This window comes from Nonlabens sp., from assembly GCF_965660805.1.
GTDB lineage: Bacteria > Bacteroidota > Bacteroidia > Flavobacteriales > Flavobacteriaceae > Nonlabens.
The window spans coordinates 58678-80328 of sequence record NZ_CBFIBE010000001.1 but is presented as its reverse complement, the minus strand read 5'-3'; the positions used below and the strand labels follow the sequence as shown (position 1 = coordinate 80328).

At 36.7% G+C, this 21651-nt stretch carries 18 protein-coding genes; 14 read left to right on the top strand and 4 right to left on the bottom strand.

Features of this window, described 5'->3' with window-relative positions; all coding sequences use genetic code 11:
• Positions 1-225 precede the first annotated feature (225 nt).
• The 5 genes from ACTF48_RS00370 to ACTF48_RS00350 are packed head-to-tail and all read left to right on the top strand — an operon-like array spanning position 226 to position 5159.
• On the top strand, positions 226-771 hold the full coding sequence (locus ACTF48_RS00370; RefSeq protein ID WP_438961149.1) for a putative colanic acid biosynthesis acetyltransferase: 546 nt from the start codon (positions 226-228) through the stop codon (positions 769-771).
• Positions 768-1991, top strand: a complete 1224-nt coding sequence (locus ACTF48_RS00365) for a WcaI family glycosyltransferase (protein ID WP_438961148.1) — start codon at positions 768-770, stop codon at positions 1989-1991. The genes ACTF48_RS00370 and ACTF48_RS00365 overlap by 4 nt, the downstream gene beginning before the upstream one ends.
• Before the next feature lie 56 nt (positions 1992-2047).
• Positions 2048-3037, top strand: a complete 990-nt coding sequence (locus ACTF48_RS00360) for a UDP-glucuronic acid decarboxylase family protein (protein ID WP_438961147.1) — start codon at positions 2048-2050, stop codon at positions 3035-3037.
• Positions 3015-4388 (top strand): undecaprenyl-phosphate glucose phosphotransferase, encoded by a 1374-nt coding sequence (locus ACTF48_RS00355; RefSeq protein ID WP_438961146.1) that lies wholly within the window; start codon positions 3015-3017, stop codon positions 4386-4388. Before ACTF48_RS00360 ends, ACTF48_RS00355 begins: the two co-directional genes overlap by 23 nt.
• Positions 4389-5159, top strand: a complete 771-nt coding sequence (locus ACTF48_RS00350) for a glycosyltransferase family 2 protein (protein WP_438961145.1) — start codon at positions 4389-4391, stop codon at positions 5157-5159.
• Positions 5160-5324: 165 nt separating this feature from the next.
• Here the strand turns inward: ACTF48_RS00350 and ACTF48_RS00345 are convergent, their stop codons facing one another.
• Positions 5325-6629 (bottom strand): phenylacetate--CoA ligase family protein, encoded by a 1305-nt coding sequence (locus tag ACTF48_RS00345; protein WP_438961144.1) that lies wholly within the window; start codon positions 6627-6629, stop codon positions 5325-5327.
• 62 nt (positions 6630-6691) lie between these two features.
• Here ACTF48_RS00345 and purD point away from each other — a divergent pair, with 62 nt between their 5' ends.
• The gene (gene purD, locus ACTF48_RS00340; protein ID WP_438961143.1) at positions 6692-7963 is read left to right on the top strand and encodes a phosphoribosylamine--glycine ligase; all 1272 of its coding nucleotides are present in this window, start codon (positions 6692-6694) and stop codon (positions 7961-7963) included.
• A 12-nt stretch (positions 7964-7975) separates the two neighbouring features.
• On the opposite strand, the gene ACTF48_RS00335 is transcribed toward purD, so the two are convergent.
• Positions 7976-8218: a DUF6341 family protein gene (locus ACTF48_RS00335; RefSeq protein ID WP_438961142.1), complete on the bottom strand. Its 243-nt coding sequence runs from the start codon at positions 8216-8218 to the stop codon at positions 7976-7978.
• A 46-nt stretch (positions 8219-8264) separates the two neighbouring features.
• Between ACTF48_RS00335 and ACTF48_RS00330 the strand changes: the two genes are divergently transcribed.
• From ACTF48_RS00330 to ACTF48_RS00300, 7 genes are all read left to right on the top strand, one after another.
• Positions 8265-9176, top strand: a complete 912-nt coding sequence (locus tag ACTF48_RS00330) for a hypothetical protein (protein ID WP_438961141.1) — start codon at positions 8265-8267, stop codon at positions 9174-9176.
• 56 nt (positions 9177-9232) lie between these two features.
• Complete coding sequence (locus tag ACTF48_RS00325; RefSeq protein ID WP_438961140.1) at positions 9233-9841, top strand: DUF4254 domain-containing protein; 609 nt, start codon at positions 9233-9235, stop codon at positions 9839-9841.
• Positions 9842-9843: 2 nt separating this feature from the next.
• Entirely contained in the window at positions 9844-10869 is a 1026-nt protein-coding gene (locus ACTF48_RS00320) for a glycosyltransferase family 9 protein (RefSeq protein ID WP_438961139.1), read from the top strand.
• Positions 10870-11496: 627 nt separating this feature from the next.
• Positions 11497-13371, top strand: a complete 1875-nt coding sequence (locus ACTF48_RS00315) for a hypothetical protein (RefSeq protein WP_438961138.1) — start codon at positions 11497-11499, stop codon at positions 13369-13371.
• Positions 13350-13826, top strand: coding sequence for a hypothetical protein (locus ACTF48_RS00310; RefSeq protein ID WP_438961137.1), 477 nt, complete (start codon positions 13350-13352; stop codon positions 13824-13826). Before ACTF48_RS00315 ends, ACTF48_RS00310 begins: the two co-directional genes overlap by 22 nt.
• Positions 13827-14101: 275 nt before the next feature.
• The gene (locus tag ACTF48_RS00305; protein ID WP_438961136.1) at positions 14102-17509 is read left to right on the top strand and encodes a hypothetical protein; all 3408 of its coding nucleotides are present in this window, start codon (positions 14102-14104) and stop codon (positions 17507-17509) included.
• A 139-nt stretch (positions 17510-17648) separates the two neighbouring features.
• Positions 17649-18086 (top strand): hypothetical protein, encoded by a 438-nt coding sequence (locus ACTF48_RS00300; protein ID WP_438961135.1) that lies wholly within the window; start codon positions 17649-17651, stop codon positions 18084-18086.
• Positions 18087-18179: 93 nt separating this feature from the next.
• On the opposite strand, the gene ACTF48_RS00295 is transcribed toward ACTF48_RS00300, so the two are convergent.
• Together ACTF48_RS00295 and ACTF48_RS00290 are read right to left on the bottom strand one after the other, a co-directional pair.
• A complete protein-coding gene (locus ACTF48_RS00295) occupies positions 18180-19727 on the bottom strand; it encodes a glycine--tRNA ligase (RefSeq protein ID WP_438961134.1) in 1548 nt (515 codons plus the stop codon).
• A gap of 136 nt (positions 19728-19863) precedes the next feature.
• Positions 19864-20745 (bottom strand): hypothetical protein, encoded by an 882-nt coding sequence (locus ACTF48_RS00290; RefSeq protein ID WP_438961133.1) that lies wholly within the window; start codon positions 20743-20745, stop codon positions 19864-19866.
• A gap of 81 nt (positions 20746-20826) precedes the next feature.
• On the opposite strand from ACTF48_RS00290, the gene ACTF48_RS00285 reads away from it, so the two are divergent.
• Entirely contained in the window at positions 20827-21513 is a 687-nt protein-coding gene (locus tag ACTF48_RS00285) for a ComF family protein (RefSeq protein ID WP_438961132.1), read from the top strand.
• Positions 21514-21651 lie beyond the last annotated feature (138 nt).

The following is a 21651-nucleotide window of genomic DNA, read 5'->3' as shown; positions in this document are numbered from 1 at the left end:
GAAACTTAACTTCTACCACAATCGTAATATAAACATAGGTGAGCTAAGTAGCTTTTTTCTAAAGTAGAATGCTACATATTAAAGGCAAAACCTATTTCAGAGCCTTACATATTGTAAAAAGAGATAGAATCATATCACTAGATTACTTTTGATTATAATCTTAAGGGTTTTATCAACTCTTATAAAGTCTAGAAATAATTACCTTGCACACTTAATTATAGAATCTTGAAAACCTACCAGCAACTAGACCAATTTAAACTACCTTCCAATTTCCGTGGTCGTGGCGCAGTAAAGGTGCAGTTATGGTGGCTGGTTCAAAGCACCCTTTTTGCCTGGTCGCCTCAATTTATGTACGGATGGCGTAGGTTTCTATTACGTTCCTTTGGAGCGCAAATAGGGAAGAAAGTAATCATAAGGCCAACGGTAATAACCCAATTCCCATGGAAAGTATCCATAGGTGATCACAGCTGGTTAGGAGATAATGTGGTTTTGTACAGTCTAGGTCCCATAGAAATAGGTAACCACGTAGTGATTTCTCAAAAATCATACATCTGTACTGGAACACACGATCCACAAGCAATAAAATTTGATATTTATGGTCATAAAATCACTATTGAAGATCAATGCTGGATCGCTACAGATGTTTATGTTGCACCAGGTATTACAATAGGTCGTGGCACTTTAGTAGGAGCACGCAGTAGTGTTTTTAAAGACCTTCCCGCAGGAAAAATATGTTTAGGTAGTCCTGCCCAAGTGATAAAAGATAGATGAGTTTAAAAGGCAAACAAATCACATTCATAGGCCTCAACTATGCTCCAGAAGATACAGCTATAGGACTGTATTCTACCCAAATGGTAGAAGCACTCATTAATGCTGGTGCTCATGTGAACGTCGTGACTGCATTTCCCTACTATCCACAATGGAAAATTGACGATGCCTATAAAAACAAACCTAATTATCTTCAAGAAGATCATAAAGATGCAAAATTGTATCGCTACAAACAGTACGTTCCAGAAATACCTACGTTTTTAAAACGCATCATTCACATATTGAGTTTTACAAAAGGAAGTTTTTTCAATTTGCGCAAAATTAAGCACACTGATCTAGTGATCTCGATCATTCCGTTTACGTCCAGTGCATGGCTGGCAGGATATCATGCTAAAAGTCACAAAGCAAAAAACTGGATTCACATTCAGGATTTTGAATTTGACGCAGCATTACAATCTGGAGTATCCAGCGGTGGTAAAAAGTTCATTTTTAAATTCCTTTTTAGTCTGGAACAGCGCATTTTGAACAAGGCAAATGTCATAAGCACCATTAGCCATAACATGATCGCAAAGCTGGAATCAAAAACCAGTCAACCTAATTATTATTTACCTAACTGGATTGATGAGAACCAAGTGAATCCAGCTACCGCACAATCACATTCCTATTTACAAAGTGATAAATTCAAGTTACTTTACAGTGGTAATGTAGGTGATAAGCAGGATTGGGATTATTTCCTCGCTTTTGCGAAAGCGTTGCCACCACAACATTACGACATCATCATCGTAGGTGCTGGTGCTAGATATCAACAGTTAAAAGCTGAGGCACAACAAGAAAATATTTACTTCTACGATCCAGTACCTTTTGAAGAGCTTTCAGATTTATTATGCAGTGCAGATGCACATTTCCTATTTCAAAAAACAGAAGTACTAGACACCGTAATGCCTTCTAAATTATTAGGAATGATGGCAAGTAAAAAACCTTCATTAGTTCTAGGAAACGAAGCTAGCGAGGTAAAAACGGTGATGCAAAAAGCAAACGCAGGTCTATACTTTTCAAAACCTGATGTACAAACTGCCATCGGCCAATTAGAAAAATGGCGTACTGACAGCGGTTTAAGAGATAAGATAGGAATAGACGCGCGCAATTATGTAGTAAAACATTTTTCAAGACAGGAGATTTTAAATAAATGGCTTAACTCATTAAGTGAATTACTAGAAACTTAGAAATTCTCCTACCACCCATTTTCCCTATATTTACCACTTAAATAAGTAGTTTTCAAATGAGCAAAAGAATACTAATCACTGGAGCAGCAGGCTTTTTAGGATCTCATCTATGCGATCGTTTTATAAAAGAAGGTTATAGCGTTGTGGCTATGGATAACCTGATTACAGGAGATCTTAAAAATATAGAACACCTTTTCCCGCTAGAGCAATTTGAATTCTATCATCACGACGTGAGTAATTATGTGCACGTTGCTGGTGATTTAGATTACATCCTACATTTTGCCAGCCCAGCTAGTCCTATAGATTATTTAAAAATTCCTATTCAAACCTTAAAAGTAGGTTCACTAGGAACTCATAATTTATTAGGCCTTGCCAAAACTAAAAATGCACGTATTCTTATCGCTTCTACCAGTGAGATTTATGGAGATCCATTAGTACATCCGCAAAGTGAAGATTACTACGGTAATGTAAATACCATAGGACCACGTGGAGTTTATGATGAGGCAAAACGATTTCAAGAGTCCATGACCATGGCATACCATCGTTTTCATGGTTTAGAAACACGTATCGTACGTATTTTTAATACCTATGGTCCTAGAATGCGATTGAATGACGGTCGTGTCATCCCAGCGTTTATGGGACAGGCACTGCGTGGAGAAGATATTACGGTGTTTGGAGATGGAACACAAACACGTTCTTTCTGTTATGTAGATGATCAGGTAGAAGGAATTTATAGATTGCTGTTAAGTGATTATAGCGATCCAGTAAACATAGGGAATCCTCATGAGATTACTATTGGTGATTTTGCACAAGAGATTATAGAGCTCACAGGCACAGAACAAAAGGTTATTTATAAGGACCTACCTCAAGATGATCCATTAAAACGCAAGCCAGATATCTCGCTAGCTAAGAAAATCCTAAACTGGGAACCACAAGTTTCTCGTGAAGAAGGAATGCGTATCACCTTTGAATATTTTAAAACACTTTCTAAAGAAGACTTAGAAAAACGTGAGCACAAAGACTTTGCAAAACATATCAGAAGATAGTATTTCCTATCGGGATGGTCGCTACTCAGGACTATTAAGGCCATTTCTGTACCTTACAGATTTGTCGCTTATCATTGCTGGTGCTTCTTACTTTTTTGATGATAGTTTTGACTTGTTAACCTATGGAATTTTTATAGGAGTTTGCTGGATTATCGTTTCCATGCAGTTTGGTTTTTACCAGATCCATCGCAATACTAATTTTACTACCCTACTATTACGTCTTTTAAAACAATCCATTTTTTTTGCTTTTATCGTTTTTGCCTTTTTTGGATATTACTATGAGCTCAATAAAGACTCTTTATATACATTTAAATATATAGGTGCCGTAATGGGACTTATCGCTACCGTTAAAGTCTCTATCTTCTTTCTACTTAAAAACTACCGCAAGGTACTCGGTGGAAACTTAAGACACGTAGCTATTCTAGGAGCAAATAAAGACACAGAGCAACTTAAAAACTTTTTTGAAAAAAGACCGGACTACGGTTATAGAACTCAAGAGTTATTTGACGTAAAAAAATCCTTCAACCTTAACCAGTTTACAGATTGGGTCCTAGAAAATAATATAGATGAGATTTTCTGTTCTGTACAGGAATTATCTAATGAGCAACTACTAGAACTCACAGATTTTGCAGATAATAACCTGCGTACATTAAAATTTCTTCCAGACACCACCACCGTACTGTCTAAACAATTACACTACGAGTATTACGGTACCACACCTATTATCGCACTACGTGAAATACCACTAGATGATCCTATAAATAAAGTCGCAAAACGAGCCTTTGATATCGTGTTTTCTATGTTTGTTATTATAGGTGTTTTATCCTGGTTAACACCTTTAATTGCGATTATTATCAAGCTAGAATCTAAAGGTTCTGTTTTTTTTAAACAAGCTCGTAATGGATTAGATTATAAAGAATTTACCTGTTATAAATTCCGCTCTATGGTGCCTAATAAGACCGCACATTTACATCAAGTTACACGTGGAGATCATCGCATTACTAAAATAGGTAAGTTCCTGCGCAAAACCAGTATCGATGAATTGCCGCAGTTTTTTAACGTGTTACTAGGAGATATGAGTGTGGTAGGTCCGCGACCACATATGGTAAGTCACACACACATGTATGCAGAGCGTATCGATAAATTTATGGTGCGTCATTTTGTGAAACCAGGTATAACAGGTCTTGCACAAGTAAGTGGTTATCGTGGTGAGGTTGAGACTGAAGAAGATATCATAGGTCGCGTGCGCAATGATATTTTTTACATAGAAAACTGGAGTACGGTAATGGATTTAAAAATTATTTTTAAGACCATTGCAAACGTATTTATGGGTGAAGAAAAAGCTTATTAGATGAGCCTTGTTTCTGTTATCGTTCCATTTTATAACAGCATTCACACCTTAGGTGATGCTTTAAATAGCGTCGTGGCACAATCGCACAGACCTCTAGAAATTATATTAATAGATGATTGCAGTGATGATGGTGGTCTCGCTTTTGCGAAAGCGTACTCAAATCAATATTCCACACCACAAGTATCATTTAAACTCCTGAAAAACGCACAGAATGCTGGTGCAGGAATAAGCCGAAACAAAGGAGTAGAACAAGCTACAGGAACCTACATCGCATTCCTAGATGCAGATGATCTGTGGAAACCCTATAAGCTTACTAAGCAAATAGAAGCTATGAAAGTACAAAACGCAAGTGTTTGTTATGCAGCTTATGAGTTGTTTAATCAAGATCCAGACCAGCCAGTTGCTATTCATAAAGTCTTTGAAAAACTAACCTATGGAAAATTGCTTAAGGCAAATTATCTAGGAAATCTTACAGGTGTTTATGACGCCTCTGTATTAGGTAAAATAACCATTCCAGCTTTACGTAAAAGACAGGATTGGGCCATGTGGCTGGACGTTCTCAAAAAGTCAAAATATGCCATAGGAATTCAAGAACCACTGGCCAGTTACCGCTTAGGCGATGGAATATCCTCTAATAAGCTGGATTTAATTAAGTATAATTATGCCGTGTATAGAAAACACTTAGGTTACTCTACATTAAAAAGTTGCTGGAGCATGCTCTTGTTTTTTTATGAGCAGTTTGTGGTGAAGCGCAAAATGGTTTGCAAGTAATAATCACTATTAAATCAATTTGGTATTAACTATTTAAGTACATCATCATATAACACAAGTAACCATTACCTACGTTCACCATACACGAGTAAAAAACCATAAAATTTACCCGCGTAAAAAGTTTTAATAAAATACGTTGAAGATGGTCGCTTAATATATCTAAAACTAAAACCTTAGCTCAAAGCTCACAAACTGCTTCAACTTACCACGATTGCTGCGATCTAGTGATTCCAGCCTTGTAAAAATAATGGTTAATCCAGGTTCTAAATATTCATCCATCGCTTGTTGTACTTTGGTTTTTTGCACCTCATTCATATCGTTAGTACTTACATACTGAATCTCAAATAAGGCAGCTTCTCGCTGTATCACCACAAATTCTAGAATGTCTAGATCTTCACTAATGATGGATTTAGTCACGTAGTAAAAAGTCAGTCCAGGAACAACTTTACCACTAGGCAATCGAGCGATATCACTGGTGCGCCCTTGTAGGTTTTCCAGAACTCTAGTTCCATCTTCTAGTGTCTTCAAGCTGCCTAAGTCGCCTATCTCATAACGTATCATAGGATGCGCTAGATTGTAAAGATCAGTTACTAGAATACGTCCTATAGTTCCGTCAGAAACTGGTTGATTGTGACTATCTACTACTTCTACAAATAGATTTTCTTGATTAATGATGAATTCACCTTGTGGATTTTCCATAGCAATCAGTCCTACTTCGCTAGCGCCATATTCATTTACCACAGGAACGCCTATCCATTTTTCAAGCAACTCACGATCATCTGGAAAAAGCATTTCACTAGTAACAATGCATAATTTCAAACTGGGACAAATACTTTGCAGCGGTTGCTGGAGCTCACGACAGTATTTTGCTAGTAGCACGATGCTACTGGTATATCCGTTGAGGTAATGAAACGCGCTTTTACCAAAGCGAGATACATAACGCTCCAGCACCTCATCATTCAAATTAAAGATGGGAAATCGCTTGCGGTTGCTCACATAATCCTTCAATAACTCTATATATTTTCCTTTACCGCTTAAGGGAATTCCATAAAAACGGGCTTGTAAAGAGCTGTTGAGGTCTATATCATGTTCCTTATAAGCGTGATGAAACGCTGCCCAAGCTAGAGCATGAGCCATTTTATCTTTGGCAAATGTAAATGGATGACCACTGGAGCCACTGGTTTTTCCTTTAAAAACTGATTTTAAGGTATAACCATTGCTTAACCGTTGCGCGAGTGGTTGCTGTAAATCACGCTTAGTAAGTACTGGTAATTGTTCCCATGCTGCGTTATGATCACTTATAAGACCTTGATAAAAAGCATTGTGCTGTAAGTGATGAGCAACGATTTCTTGCTTGCGTTGTTCTATAGACTTTTCAGTAGCTATTAAAAGTTGTTTAAATTGCTTTTTAGCATTATCTATGGCATAGCCTTGTAATTTTAATATGTTGTCAAAAAGTTGTAGCGGCATTTTAAGATTTAAAGCAATATTGAGCAAGGTAAAACTTATTTTTGCATCTATAAACACATCCCATGAACGTTCTTATTCTAGGAAGCGGCGGCCGTGAGCACGCCTTTGCACATTCCATATCTCAAAGCTCTTTATTATCACATCTGTACGTTGCTCCAGGTAATGCTGGAACAGCACAAATAGCTACTAATTTAGATCTAGGCGTTACAGATTTTGAGGCGATAAAAAACTTTGTCCTAGAAAATAACATTACTATGGTAGTTGTAGGTCCAGAAGCACCGCTGGTGGCTGGAATCTATGATTATTTTAAAAATGATGATCAACTTAATCATATTAACGTGATAGGACCATCTAAAAATGCCGCCATGCTGGAAGGTTCTAAAGAATTTGCCAAAGAATTCATGCTACGCAATCAGGTTCCTACGGCAGCTTATCAAAGCTTTACTGCCGCAACGCTTAGTGATGGAAAACAATTCATAGATTCTTTAAAAGCACCTTATGTTTTAAAAGCTGATGGACTCGCTGGCGGGAAAGGTGTGCTAATTATTCAAAATGCTGATGAGGCCAAAGCAGCTCTAGTAGAAATGTTGCTAGGCGGGAAATTTGGTGCCGCATCTAATAAAGTGGTTATTGAGGAATTCCTAGATGGAATAGAGATGAGTGTCTTTGTGATGACAGATGGAGATTCCTATAAAATCATGCCTACTGCCAAAGACTACAAACGTATAGGTGAAGGCGATACAGGTCTCAACACAGGCGGAATGGGAGCAGTCTCTCCAGTACCATTTGCAGATGCCTCCTTGATGGAAAAAATTGAACAACAGGTAGTTATTCCTACCATAAACGGTTTACAATCAGAGCAATTAGAGTATAAAGGTTTTGTCTTTATAGGATTGATGATCGTGAATAATGAGCCTTTGGTTATAGAGTACAACGTGCGTATGGGCGATCCAGAAACTGAGGTGGTACTACCGCGTATTTCTAGTGATTTGTTGTCTCATTTGCACGCTTTCGCGAAAGCAGAATTACACAAAGAGCAATTCAAAATCGATCCTAGAAGTGCGACAACAGTCATGTGTGTTGCTGGTGGATATCCAGAAGCTTATGATAAAGGAATGGAAATTCACGGCTTAGATCAGGTGGATGACAGCATTGTTTTTCATGCTGGAACTAAAGAAACAGCCGGAAAAGTAGTTACTAATGGTGGTCGTGTGATGGCTATTACTAGTTATGGCGATGATTTTAAACAGGCACTAAAAAAATCCTATGAAAACATCAGTAAACTGAGTTTTGATAGGATATATTATAGAACTGATATAGGATTTGACCTATAAGTTAGTCGAAATCTATTGTTGATTTTTACCTAGGAAAGAATGTGCGGTTTGTGATTTATCTTCCTCACCGTTAGCTTCAAAGATGCGCAACTGCTTGATCCAGTATCCTAGAGCTACTATGAGTATAAGGATGCACAACCACGATACGGTATTTGCAAGCCACCAGCTCTCACGCTCTAATTCTGCTAGTGCAGAGAATGGCATCATTAATATCTCTTCAAAAAAGTAACCTATTCCTTCAAAAAATTCTTTCATTGCTGTAAATTGCTTATTACTGATGCAAAAATAGTCAAAAAATTATATGCTTTCTACTTTTTTTAGTACTTCTAAACCTATTCACTATCTCACGGTGTTGATCACCGTTGTTTTAAGTATTATTATTTCTTTGGTTTTGAGTTCTCATTTGATATGGCAAGACTTTATTCCCTTACTGGTGCTACCTGCAGCCTTAGCTATTTTTCAATTTATTGTTACTAAAAATGACCTTACACCATCGTCCACTTATGCCTTATTTACGGCTAGCCTTATATCCTTACTCTACATAGTTTTTAAAGTTCCTGTAGAACTATTAGTGGCTTTAAGTTTTTCACTACTAGCCATGCGTAGATTATTAAGCCTTAAATCAGGATTAGTTCCTGTTAAAAAGATTTTTGATGCTTCATTTTGGATTGCAATTGCTTCTATCTTTTATGCCTGGAGTACTGTTTTTTATGTGATGGTATTTATAGCCATATTTCTTTATGCGCGCAATGATTTTAGAAACTGGATCACTCCATTTATAGCCATGAGTTGTGTGTGGATTTTACTATTTACTTATGATTATGTTTGGGAACATGAACAACTCCATAGAATATCAAGCTCTTTTTTTACATCTTATTTATGGGAACATCATGTGTTTGAAATAAAAACTTTTATTCCGCTTATGCTTTTAGGAATAGCCATCATTGGGCTATTCGTTTATATTTCAAAGGTTGTTAACATACCGCAAAGCACACGACCACGTTTTACCATCATCATGTTTAGCGGTCTTTGTAGCCTTGTTATAGCACTATTAAATTTTGAATCCTTTATTCATGGCGGTTTTTTATTTCTTATTCCTGCACTTAGTATATTATGGGCTCAATTTGCTCACGCAGTAAAGCATAAAATAGTAGTAGAATTACTTCTTTGGTTTCCCGTTCTATTGTTTGTTTGGGGACTACTCTTAAACTAATACTACTCCGGCGTTTGATTTAAGAAACTTATATTTGTAATCATAAATAACAAACTATGTTTTCAGATAAAGCCAATGCTATTTTTCAAAAGGTAATCGATGTTTATCATGTGATAAATACCGTAGAACAGCCTTTTGAAAACCCTTATGATCGTAATACAAACCTTATTGAGCACCTTTTATACCGCAAGTGCTGGATTGATACTGTGCAGTGGCATTATGAAGATATTATACGTGACCCTAACATTGATCCAGTAGCAGCACTTACTCTAAAAAGACAGATAGACGCTAGTAATCAAGACCGTACAGATATGGTGGAATATGTGGACAGCTATTTTTTAGAAAAATATAAAGACGTTACTGTTAAGGATAACGCTACTATTAATACAGAAAGTCCAGCATGGGCCATTGATCGATTATCTATTCTAGCATTAAAAATATACCACATGAATGAAGAAGCTACTCGTACCGATGCTTCTCAGGATCACATTAATGCTTGTCAAAAGAAACTAGACATACTTTTAGAGCAGCGCATCGACTTATCTACTGCGCTAGATCAGTTACTCGATGATGTTGCCAGTGGTAGTAAGTACATGAAAGTGTACAAGCAAATGAAAATGTATAATGATGATGAGCTCAATCCAGTATTGAGAGCCCGTAAATAATCATGAATTTACCACAACGCATACTCGTTATCAGGCTCAGTGCCATGGGTGACGTGGCCATGTGTGTGCCTGTGTTACTCGCACTTTATAAAAAGTATCCAGAGGTTGAGGTGATTACGCTTTCGCGAAAGCGGTTTAAACCCATCTTATCACAACTACCTAACATCCAGTTTGTAGAAGCGCAAGTAAACGACACTCACAAAGGGTTTTCAGGATTATGGAGACTTGCAAAAGAGCTTAGAAACTTAAAACCCGATGCGATTGCCGATTTCCATAACGTGCTGCGCAGTAAAACTCTACGCGCTTTAATGGTGGGAATCCCACAGGCGTCTATAGATAAAGGACGCAGTGAGAAAAAACAATTAGTAAAAAACCCATCTTTTTTTAAACCATTAAAACACACCACAGAGCGCTATGCAGATGTACTGCGCGATCTAGGGTTTGAAATTAATTTACAAAAGAGCGATTATTTTAAAAAGCGCCCTATTTCAACAGAAATTTATGAAATAGTAGGTAAAAACACTTCAAAATGGATCGGTTTTGCGCCTTTTGCTGCACATCGTACTAAGGCGTTAGGCCTATTAAAAGCGACAGAAGTAGCTCAAGAAATTGCTGCCTTATCTGGAGTTCAAGTATTACTATTCGGTGGTGGAAAAAAGGAAACCAGTGATTTAGAACACATCGCCTCTGGATCAGAAAATATCATTTCGCTAGCTGGCAAACTCGATTTTGAACAAGAATTAAATATCATTTCAAATCTAGACACTATGATTGCGATGGATAGTGGTAATGGTCATCTTGCAGCCATGTATGGTATTCCCGTAATCACCCTATGGGGAAATACACATCCTTATGCAGGTTTTGCACCTTTTGCACAATCTGTAGAACGCCACCTCACCGTTAACCGCGATGAATATCCATTAGTTCCTACATCTATTTTTGGGAATGAACTAGTAGATGGTTATGAGAACATTATTGATACGATTGATACAGCCGTGATTATGGAGCGGTTGAAGGAGTTGATATAAACTGTCATCGCGAGGAGGAAACGACGCGGCAATCTTTAAGAGTGGAAGCAATGTTATAATGAGGAAATGATTTGCGGTATTTTAAGGGTTCATTCATCTACTATCGCTACTTTGTGTTTGTTACCGTTCCTTATATCAACAACTCAACATTTCCCATCATAAAACACTATTACCTCTTACATTTAAAATATCGTTTCTAGAATCCAAACCTCACAGGGTTTTGATTTTCAAAGCCTACTCTTTGTTAAAGCACTACGACCTCTTTTAAACACTAATTTTTGATTTTGTTTAATCAATACCAATTTATGTTTCTAATGCCGTATTCTTAATTTGAATTATTTTTTGACTAGATGATAAAGAAAATTAAAGCATAGCCTAAGCTACGGTTTCATTTTATTTTGAAATATAGGCGAAAAAGAAACGAATTATATGCGACACTATAAACACTAATTGGTATAATTCCTTCTTGTTAATAAGAAGAGTGAAATAATTATGCATTTTTTAACAAGATAGAACCTACTTTTGTATATTTGTGAAATAAACCTTACATTTAAAAACTATGTTTAAACGCACAAACGCACAAACGCACAATGGGCTAAAAGCCTCATTGCGATAGCAGCTATTGCTATGCTCACATTTACGAGCTGCCAGAAAGATGATGCTCCACAAGAAACCGTTCAAGAAGGACCCGAATTTCAAGTGGAAAAACTCACCCGTTCTCAGTTAGAAAATAACCGTTCATTACGCAAAGCTTTAAAAGATGCCAAAGAAAATCTAGGGATCTCAGTAGCACAAAAATCATTTTATGATTCTATCAATGGATTTTATATTGAAGACAGCGAGGTAAATCATGTGAGTAGTGGTGATTATGAAAGTTATACTTTTAAAATTACTGATTCCAGTGATACTACCCATTTAAAAAATATGGTGTTTTCAAAGCAAATAGACTCTACTTATCAAGCTTTTATAGTAGCTTATGATTTGAATTACATCAGTTTAGATGACATAAGACAAGGTAACATCCCACAAGACCTCTTTCAATATGTTACCTACACCCCAGTTAATTCAGGATTCCAATATAAAATGAATGTAAATTATATTGGTTCAGGCGATTGTGTGGGGTCAACAGAAATTATTCCTGGGAGGAATTGTACAGTAGGTAATCATGAATTTGGAGAGCCATGTGATTTAGAATCAAACGATTGGAGAAGAGCACAGGAGGCAACATTACTAGTGATTATGGAGCTATGTGTTGGATCCAGTAGTGGCGGAGGTAACTCTGATGGTGGAAATAATCCTCCACCAGACAACACTTATCCCGGTGGCCTAAGTGGTTTCCCAGATGGCGGTAATGATACACCGCCTAGTAATGGTGATAATTCTGGTGACCCAACTGAGCCAAATAATAACGATACACAAACTGAGCCATGCCTTTCATTATCTAATGGAGATTGTGCTGGAGTTATCTCATCGCCTATTTTTACAGTTGATTTTGAGGAAAAGTCTAAATTATATAATTCCCTTAATTTAGAAGATAGAATCTATTTATCAAACAATAGTCTTCTTGAAGATATACTTTTAGAAACTTTGGACTTTGAGGATGATTCTGAGCTTGATAAGGAAATTTCAAAAGTTGTTATCGATTTAGCAAAGGTTTACGACGGTGAAGGTTCAACTTCGGAAATTGATCCAACTGAAATTATTCAAAAATTACAACAAGCAGTTTCGGAAGGTATAACTTCAACAGCAGAAGCTGCACATAAACTATATGTTGTATTGACAAAACTGCAAAATTTATATCCAAGTGCAACAAGTGACATTAATACTTTTGTAATAAACCCTATCAGAATTAGCATGCTTCAATTAACAAACACTAATGTTGATCAAATGCAGTGGATGGATTTATTATTAGTTTGGACTTTTGAGCTTGGAGGTAATTATGACGGCATGGTTAACAATTCAGATTTAAATCCCAATAACGATGCTGTATTAATAAATATTCATGGAATAGATAAGCCGCTCATAAGCGGAGATGGAACTAATGACCCTAATAAAAACGTAAAGGATTTAAGCGAGCCATTTGATGTAAGCCAAATACCTGATAGTCAACAAGGTTCAGTAAATGCTGTCAGGCAACTTGCATTACAATCTATTCAAAACAACCAGATTCCTGCCCCACCACTACAAAGTAGTTTTTCTAGTACTTTTAGTTATGGTCAAAATGAATTCTACGATGGCATTAGTAACTTAAATATAGCAACAGCCTTTTTAGGTAGCTATAGTGTTAGTGCAGTTGTTACTAATAATATGGACGGTACTTATGATATTACTTTTGAACTTTCAAATACTACAGGTTGGGAAAGTGGTACTAGGTTAAGAAAAGATGGACCAGATAGTAATTCACAACATGATGCTGTTATACCTAATAAACCTAGAGGTAGTGGAATAAATATGGGCGGCAATATTAAACAAAATTTCAAATGGACAGAAACATACCCTTAAAATCTCTATTATTATTTATTTGTTGCATGATTTATTCATGTAATATAGATTTGAGAGAACCCGATGCTAGTTATGAAGAATATTCTTTAAATGATGAAATTCAATGGAATGGGCTTTATCAATTCCAATCAAAGCCAAATGACAATAAACCTGTAACTTATGGTGATTTAAATTTGAATCATAAATATTACATAAAGTTACAGGATGGTGCATTAATTGATTATTTAATGCCTGAAATAAACATTAAAAATGAATTAACAGGAAAGACTTCTAAAAACCAATTACTTGGGATTAATAAGATTTACGACAATGGAATTAGCTTTAAATTGAAAACAGGTAATCTAATTTCGGATTTAAATGGAGTATTAAAAAAGCGAAATGACACAATTTTTTTACGATTTCAGTATTTCAATAACGAATCATTGAATTATTGGTATATGTATAAAGAAAAATAATTATTTAAAAGATAATATTCAAAAACCTCAAGAATTCCACTTAAGGTTTTTTTGAATTCAAAAATTCGTTTCTAGAATCCAAACCTCACAGGTTTCGATTAAAAGAGCTCGATTCTTAGTAAAACCTATTCATTTATTAGTGTCAAGTAGAAATTATGAGCCAAACCTGTGAGGTTTGAAGTTCAAAGAAATCACCAATCTTCACATTTCCCATCATAAAACACTATTACCTCTTACATTTAAAATATTTTTGAAGAGAATCTGTTTTACACTTAATGAAACACGTACTTGCATTTTTATTCACACTGGTCCTGGCAGCTGCTAGTGCGCAGGAATATACTAATGTGAAAAAAGTACGTCTTGCGGCGACCGATAGTATTCAACTGGATAGCATCAGTATCAATCCGTCGTATTTTAAGATGGTGGACAGCCGTGGTATGCCGGTGGACTCTACCGCTTATAAAGTAGACTTTGAAAATGCCATAATATATATTGAAAAATTTACTGCAATAAAAACAGACTCTATAGATATTCAATTCTTACCATTACCCGATTTTTTAAAGAAAACCTACCAGCAGTACGATCCTAAAATAATACTTGATAACAACAGCGCTCAAGAACGTGTAGTGGCTATGCGACAGTCTACTATAAAACGCAATTATGTGCCATTTGATGGATTAAACACGACAGGTTCTATTACCCGTGGTTTGCGAGTAGGAAATAATCAGAATTCTGTGGTAGATTCAGAACTGGATTTGAGAATCTCTGGAGCACTGTCAGATAAGGTTTCTTTGCGGGCATCTATTCAAGATGCAAATGTGCCACAAACTCAAAATGGTTACTCGCAACGCCTGGATGAATTTGATCAGATTTTTATCGAGCTCTACAGCGACGATTGGAACATAAGAGCTGGTGACGTAGATCTCATTCAAACAGACTCTTATTTCAATAATTTTACGAAACGTGTTCAAGGAATCTCAGGGCAAGTAAACTTTAATGGTGATGATTCTAAAGGTTATGTTCAAGCGGCTGGAGCATTGGTACGCGGTATTTTTAATATTTCTAGGTTCACAGGTCAGGAAGGAAATCAAGGACCTTATAAACTCACTGGGCGTAATGGCGAGTTGTTTATACTTGTAGTATCTGGTAGCGAGCGTGTTTTTGTAAACGGTGTACCACTCACGCGTGGAGAAAACGCAGACTATGTGATTGATTATAACGCTGGAGAAGTACGATTTAACGCCACGTTCCCTATTACTAGTGAAATGCGTATTTCCATAGAATATCAGTACAGTGAGCGCAACTTCACTCGTTTTGTAGGCTATGGAAAAGGTGGTTATGAAACCGATAAACTGGCCGTAGAAACTTATATTTATACAGAAAGTGATGCCAAAAATCAACCATTACAGCAAAACCTTAATGAAGATCAAGTAGCTATTCTCGCCGCCGCTGGAGATAATGAAGATCTAGCCATCGCACCCAGCGCTGTTGCCGATGCTTTTTCTGAAAATAAAATTCTATATCGTAAGGAAACGATCGCTGGAGTGGAACGCTTTGTCTTCTCGCAAGACCCTAATTATGATTTATTCAATGTGCGATTCTCTTTTGTAGGTGAGAATCAAGGTGATTATATCTTAGTAAACGACCAGGCTATTACTAATATTTATGAGTATGTGGCACCTATTGCAGGTGTGTCACAAGGAAATTTTGCACCAGTTATTAGACTTTTTGCTCCAGAGATTATTACCATCGCTGGTGCCAAAGCCCGCTATGCACCTTCTAAAACTACGATTCTTGACACAGAAATTGCCGCTAGCAGCAACGATCTTAACCGTTTCTCAAGTATAGATGATGATGATAACCGTGGAGTAGCGGTAAAACTTGCTATACAACAGCAGCTTTGGAAAAAGGACTCTTTAACGACATTGAGAGCCCGTGTGAAGTCAGATTATATAGACCAGAATTTTCGCAATGTGGAACGTGTTTATAATATTGAATTTAATCGTGATTGGAATATAGACGTCACGAGTGGTAATCAGTTATTTTCTACCATAGGATTGGATTATGTGCAAGACTCTACACTGCGCGCCACTTATGAGTTAGAGCACTTAGAGTTTTCAGATAGTTATAATGGTAATAGACACAATGTGAGTGGTATGTATCGTGATGCTGGATGGCAAGCACGCTTTCGCGGAAGCGTACTTAACAGCAACGCCACCACACTAGAATCGCAATTCTATAGAGCCAATGTGGATGTGGTGAAACATTTTCAAAACAAGTGGATAGGTGCAAGATTTGATACAGAGGATAACCAGCAAAATGTCATTGAGACTGGTGAATTTACTCCATTATCACAACGTTTTGCGGGTTATGAAGTCTATGGTGGTATAGGTGATAGTACGGCGGTTTTTGTAGAAATAGGTTATAGAAATCGTGTAAATGATAGTTTGAGATTAGGTAATCTAGAACGTGTGAATAGATCTAATAATTATTATGTAAGATCTCAACCTATTAAAGATGAATGGAGTAACTTAAGAGTGTATGCAAATTATCGTGTTTTAAAAAGTGAAATTGAAGGCACACAAGATGAGGTTTCTTTTAATAGTAGATTGCAGTACCAACGCAAATTCTTTGATAAAAAAGTACTGTGGAATACCACTTATGAGACTAATAGCTCTACCATTCCACGACAGGATTTTACTTATGTAGAAGTGAATCCTGGACAGGGAACGTTTACCTGGATAGATTATAACGGTGATGGTATTCAAGATTTATATGAGTTTGAAGTAGCACAATTTCAGGATCAAGGTCGTTATGTGCGTATCTTATTGCCTAATCAAATTTTTATCCCAACACACCAAAATAAATTTGCTCAAACACTCACATTAAACCCTATCTCGTGGGCACAAAAAGAAGGATACAGGAAAGTACTGTCTCATTTTTACAACCAGACGAGTTATTTAATAGATCGCATGGTGGCTCGAGAAGGAGCGACCTTTAACCTGAACCCTTTTAATAGTAGTGATAATCAATTAGGATTGAATCTCAACTTTAGAAATAGCTTATTTTATAATCGAGGAAAACAGCGGTACACTACTAACTATACTTACATAAGTAGTGCTACTGAAAATTTACAAAGTATAGGCAGTTTGAGCAGTAAAATAGAAAGCCACCAGCTAGGTTTTATTCATAAAATTAAAGAAAACTGGCTCATTACTATGGATGCCCAAACGGGTTTTAACGCCAGTGAAAGTGAGAACTTTGCAAACCGTAATTTTAAGATTAATGAGAGCTTGTTCAAGCCTCAAATCTCCTATTTATTTGGTAAGAGTAGTAGAGTAGATCTGTTCTATGAATTACAAACCAAAGAAAATGTAGTGAATGAAGCCGCGTTACTGGATCAGCAAAATCTAGGAATTAGTTTCTCGTTCAATAAAGAACAGAAATATGCGGTTAATGGTGAGATGCGTTATGTTAAAAACGATTTTGAAGGACAAGCTTTTTCTCCAGTAGGTTTTCAAATGCTGGAAGGATTGCAACCAGGAACTAATTTTACATGGAATGTGTTGTTTCAAAAAAACATATCCAGTTTCCTAGACTTAAATATCTCATATAATGGTCGCAATAGTGAAACGGCCAGAACCATTCACACGGGAAGTGTGCAGTTGAAGGCTTATTTTTAAGAGAAGACTTCATACTGCTTTAAAACTATGAATGGAACACTTCATAGACTCAAAGTCTTTGTTCATCAATTGTACTTAGTATAGAGAATCAACGGTGCTTAATTTTCAACCTACAATAATAAATTATAAAACTACTACTATGAAGTATCTCGTTAAAGTATCATTAGTATTAATCATGTCTATCGCTTTTTTAAGCTGCGATAATGATGACGGCACGGCCGACAATCAGGATCAATGCAATTATGAAGGGTTGACCTTCTTTGATGGAACTACAAACACCTTATTGCCAGAGGCTCAATTACAAACAGAACTTTTTCCTAATAATGGTGGTCCTGGTGTAGCAGCGGTTGAGGTATATGAAACCACTAATCCTGGGAACATCTTCTTAACCACTAGCGCTGTGACTTTAAATGCTGTCGGGCCTGGAACATTAGGAATTAATGGCACAAACTATACAGTAACAGTGACTTGCCAGCGTGCTGGAACAGCTGTAGGAGATGAATTCCGTTTTGATGTAGTAACTACTGGTGGATTAGAAGGAGAGTTATGTGTGGTGATTGATGAAGTGAACCCATAATACGATCAGTTTAATAAACACTTTTGAAAAGGGTAATAAAGAAACACCGTAGCTTCATAGTTACGGTGTTTTGGTTTACTGTTGTTTTTGGTATTATATCTTCTTTAACCACTCACTCATGCTCACGCGCTTTTCTAAATAAGATTTTAAATCTTTAATAGCGATACGTTCTTGAGTCATCGTGTCGCGATCCCGTACGGTAACTGCATGATCTTCCTTAGTCTCGTGATCTATGGTTACACAGTAAGGTGTTCCATTTAAATCGTGTCTTGCGTAGCGCTTACCTATAGAATCTTTTTCTTCATAAGCTACTTTCATAGACCACTTTAAGTCGTCTATAATTTCGTTTGCAATTTCTGGCAACCCATCTTTTTTTAATAAAGGTAAAATCGCCGCTTTTACAGGTGCAAGAACTGCTGGAAGTTTTAATACGGTACGCTCGCCGCCGCCATCTAGTTTTTCTTCTACAAGAGAATTTGAGAATACGGCTAGGAACATACGGTCCAGTCCTATAGATGTTTCCAGTACATAAGGAACATAGTTTTTATTCTCCTCATGGTCAAAGAACTGTAGTTTTTTACCACTGTGTTCTTCATGTGCTTTCAAGTCAAAATCTGTACGAGAATGAATACCTTCTAGTTCTTTAAAACCAAAAGGGAAATCAAACTCAATATCAGTCGCAGCGTTTGCATAATGCGCTAGTTTTTCATGGTCGTGGAAACGATAATTTTCATCTCCCATTCCTAGAGATCTGTGCCATGCCATACGGCGTTCTTTCCATATTTCAAACCATTCAAGTTCTGTTCCTGGTTTTACAAAATATTGCATCTCCATTTGTTCAAACTCACGCTGGCGGAAGATGAACTGACGCGCTACAATCTCGTTTCTAAAAGCTTTTCCCGTTTGTGCAATCCCAAAAGGAATTTTCATCCTTCCTGTTTTCTGAACGTTTAAGAAATTAACAAAAATACCTTGAGCCGTTTCTGGTCTTAAGTATAAATCTGTTGCCGTGACAGCGCTGGCACCTATTTTAGTGCCAAACATTAAATTAAACTGGCGCACTTCTGTCCAGTTTTTAGAACCAGTATCAGGATCTGCTATTTCTAGTTCTTCTATTAAGGCTTTTACACCAGCAAGATCTTCTTTTTCTAGTAATTCAGCTAGTCGAGCGGTAGGTTCTGTAGCTTTCTTCATGTAACTCATCACTCGTGGATTAGTCTCACGGTACAGGTTTGCATCAAAATCTTCACCAAATCTTTTGGCCGCTTTTGCGATCTCTTTATTTGCTTTTTGCAATTGTTTCTCGCAGTAATCTTCCACGAGAACATCGGCACGGTAGCGTTTTTTAGAATCTTTATTATCTATTAATGGGTCGTTAAACGCATCTACGTGACCACTGGCTTTCCAAGTGGTAGGATGCATGAAAATGGCAGCATCTATTCCCACGATATCTTGGTTGAGCTGCGTCATTGCTTGCCACCAGTATTCTCTTATGTTTTTCTTTAATTCTGCACCATTCTGTCCATAGTCATAGACTGCGCTTAATCCATCATAGATTTCGCTAGATTGGAATACATATCCATACTCTTTTGCATGCGAGAGTACTTTTTTAAACTGATCTTGATCGTTGTTCTTTGCCATAGCTGCAAATGTAAAAAAATGTCGCTTTGAAACGTTGTGATTTTGTTTATTTCGCTTTCGCGAAAGCGTATATCAAAGCACTTCATAAAAAAACACGCCCAAAAGCGTGTTTAATATCAAATAGAAGTAATGTGACTTATCTTAAACTAAGCTCAGAACTACTTACTCTTATACCATTATTATATAGATTCACACGGTACTTTCCCTTAATGATATTATCCTCATTTGCACCTACCAGCTCACAAATATCCAGTTCTTGTCCTTTATAGTTAAAAGATATTACCTTAGAATAGGTAAGCTCTTGGTCTTCAAACTGCTGTTTTTTCTTTAAGCCCATCACATTATTATCTGGGTTGATGACCTGTAGATAGAATTGCTGCACTCCAGTAGCCGCAAGTGTATTTTGAGGTAAGGTAAAGCACACCTGTAAATCATCCACACGACGAGCACGGTCATTTTCAATTTGTTTACCGCTGTTTCTTATAATCAAGCCTTTTGCCTTAAAATTAGTAGGTAGTAAAGCGGCAGCTCTGGCCATATTTTCATTTAAGTGATCTATTTGAGTAGATTTATAAGTGCTGGCTATGATTTCTTCATTAAGGACTTGTAAAGTGCTGTCTTTAACTCTTGCCAGCTCTTGATTCTCTTGTTCTAGGGCATAAACACGTGCAGTGAGCACGTCACGTTCATCTTTTATTTTAACGAGTTCTTTGCGTAGTCTCGCTAGAATAGCCACGTTAGGTTCTAGAAGATTCACAGAATCTTTAAGTCTAGTAATGCGTTTGCGGGCAGTTTCTAGATCTTCAGTAAGTATGGTTCCTTTTTCAATTTCTATTTTATAGTCTGCCTCGAGATTATTGAGTGCTTTTTCAATTTCAGTCTTTTCTAAGTTGAGCTGGTCTTTTATTGCTTCATTGTTGTGATGTGATTTATAAGCATAAGTACCTACTGCTATGAGCAGTAAAACAGCTAGACCTAGTAAAATCTTTAATATGCGATTGTCTTTTTGAGTTCCCATATAGTTATATTTAAAGAATGAATTTTAAAAGCGATGCCAAATCGCTATTTATGAATAACGCAGTAAAATTACTATTAATATATGAGGCGCTGGGTTTATGATTTCTTTAATTTACTCTATCCAGAGTTATGTATAGGTTGTGAAACACCATTATCAACGGGTGAGCACTTGCTTTGTACCTCATGCAGCGCTAGTGTGCCACTCACAAATTTTCATAAAACCAGTGATGAAAAAATGCGCGAACTCTTTTTTGCACGCATAAATGTAGAACATCTTGCATGCTTGTTTTATTATGAAAAAATAGGTGCAGTCCAGCACATTATGCATGAATTAAAGTATCGAGGTAAAGAGGAAATAAGTACATACCTGGGAAAATGGCTCGCTGCTGAGTTAAAAAACCAAGAAAATTTTAAAGAAATAGATATGGTGATTCCAGTACCGGTTCACCCTAAACGACGGGCAAAACGTGGTTATAATCAGGTCAGTAAATTTGGTAAAGAGCTGGCGATGATATGTGAAGCACGCTTTTGCGAAAGCGCATTAATAAAAACTAAAAACACCATAAACCAGGCCAAATTGAATCAAACTAAACGTAGTGATGAAACACAAACACCGTATCATCTTGCAGAAACAATTCCTGAAGGATCGCACGTGTTACTCGTAGATGACGTGGTTACCACTGGAACTACACTAGTGCTTTGCGCTAGAGAATTACAAAAAATTCCAGAAGTAAAGATTTCTATTGCGACCATGGCGATATCTATTTAGGATTATTAATACCAAATTGAATTTATAAAGTCTTAATAAATAGTTTCTTTTTCACTTAAAATTATTTTCGTAGCTAGGGCTATGCAAAGTATTTTCAGCTTCAACTAAGCAAAAAATAATTCAATTTATTTTAACGAC